The sequence below is a fragment of the Roseateles microcysteis genome (assembly GCF_036880965.1).
GTDB lineage: Bacteria > Pseudomonadota > Gammaproteobacteria > Burkholderiales > Burkholderiaceae_C > JAUASW01.
In genome coordinates this window covers 1-1,435 of the sequence record NZ_JBAJMV010000014.1, presented here as the reverse complement: position 1 = coordinate 1,435, position 1,435 = coordinate 1, and the positions used below count along the sequence as shown (strand labels likewise).

Annotated in this window: 3 protein-coding genes; all 3 read left to right on the top strand. The window is 65.5% G+C overall.

Going from position 1 to position 1,435, the window contains the following annotated elements; translation table 11 throughout:
* On the top strand, positions 1-123 hold a 123-nt coding region (locus tag V3596_RS21730; RefSeq protein ID WP_334277377.1), incomplete at its 5' end, for a FlhC family transcriptional regulator.
* A 16-nt stretch (positions 124-139) separates the two neighbouring features.
* Positions 140-1,186 (top strand): glycosyltransferase, encoded by a 1,047-nt coding sequence (locus V3596_RS21725; protein ID WP_334279922.1) that lies wholly within the window; start codon positions 140-142, stop codon positions 1,184-1,186.
* 144 nt (positions 1,187-1,330) lie between these two features.
* On the top strand, positions 1,331-1,435 hold a 105-nt coding region (locus tag V3596_RS21720; RefSeq protein ID WP_334279923.1), incomplete at its 3' end, for a flagellar transcriptional regulator FlhD.

Below are 1,435 nucleotides of genomic sequence, written 5' to 3'. Positions count from 1 at the left end.
AAGTGCGCAGGGCAGTTCGTGACGCATCCGCACGAGGTGGCACGCCACTATGTGTGCGGTCTGTGCAACCCGCCGGCACGCGCGGGCAAGGGTCGCGCCAGTGGCGCCATCCAGATGCACTGAAGAGATGCAGTCCCTGATGTCCAGCACCTGCCTGGTCGTCATCGCTCGTGACGAAGCCGCTCACATCGAGCGGCTTTTGCGTAGCGTGGCGCCCTGGGTCGACCGGATGCTGGTGCTGGACACCGGCTCGGTCGATGACACGCCGGCCTTGGCCGCGGCTTGCGGCGCACGGGTCGAGCATTTCACCTGGGTCAATGATTTCTCGGCGGCCCGCAACCGCGCGCTGGCGTTGGCGAACGCCGACTGGCATCTGGTGCTCGACGCCGACGAATGGCTGATCGACGGCGGCGAGGCGCTTCAAGCCTTGCGCCACATGAAGTCGGACTTCATTGGCAGCATCGCCCTGGAAGACCAGTTCTTCGATGGCGAGCTGCGCGCCTCGCAGGGCCGCTTGAGCCGCGTCCTGCCAGGCGCTGTGCGCTATGCCGGTGCCATCCATGAACAGCCGCAGCATGAATTGCCTGTGCGTCCCGTGCCCATACGCATCGGCCATGACGGCTATCTGCCCGAGCGGCTCGCCGCCAAGCGTGGCCGCAACCGGCGCTTGCTGGAGCAGGCCCTGGCCGCAGCGCCTGACGACGCCTACCTGAGCTACCAGCTCGGCAAGGATGCCGATGTCTATGAAGAGTACGAAGCCGCCGCCGCCGCGTTTGCGCGAGCCGCAGAGCAGGCGGGGGCGCAAGAACAGGGCTGGTGGCCCGACCTGATGGCACGCCACCTGTTCGCGCTGAAAAAACTCAAGCGTCATGACGAGGCGATGAACCTGGCCGAGCTGCAATTGCAGCGCTGCGGCGAATCACCGGACTTCTTCTTCGTGCTGGGCGATGTGCTGCTCGACTGCGCGGCCGATGCGCCCGAGCAGGCCCCCGGTCTGATTCCGATGATCGAACAGGCCTGGCTGCGTTGCCTGGAGCTGGGCGAGCACCCGGAGCTGCCTGGCGCCGTGGCAGGGCGGGGCAGCCATCTCGCCGCACACAACCTGGCTTTGCTGTTCGACGGCACCGGCCGCGACGAGGAGGCTCGGCAGCTGCGGCTGGCCTACGCCCTGGAGCGGCCGCAGTAGAGCGTGACTTTCTGGACGTTCCTGTAGGAATTGCACTGACAGGATCGGCCCGCAAGAGAGACAGCGCGGGCAGATTTGGACCGATTTGTAGGTCCAGTTCGGCTCATCACAATGGGAACCAGACATCCCCCACGGAGCCGCCCCATGAATGCCGACCAAATCCTTGCCGAGATCCGCGAAGCGAATCTGAATTACCTGATGCTGGCTCAGAACCTGATCCGTGCCGACCGCGAACAGGCGCTGTACCGA

Bases quoted from the DNA above. Each gene is read 5' to 3' on its own strand.
- V3596_RS21725 (WP_334279922.1), top strand. From the start codon at position 140: ATGTCCAGCACCTGCCTGGTCGTCATCGCTCGTGACGAAGCCGCTCAC.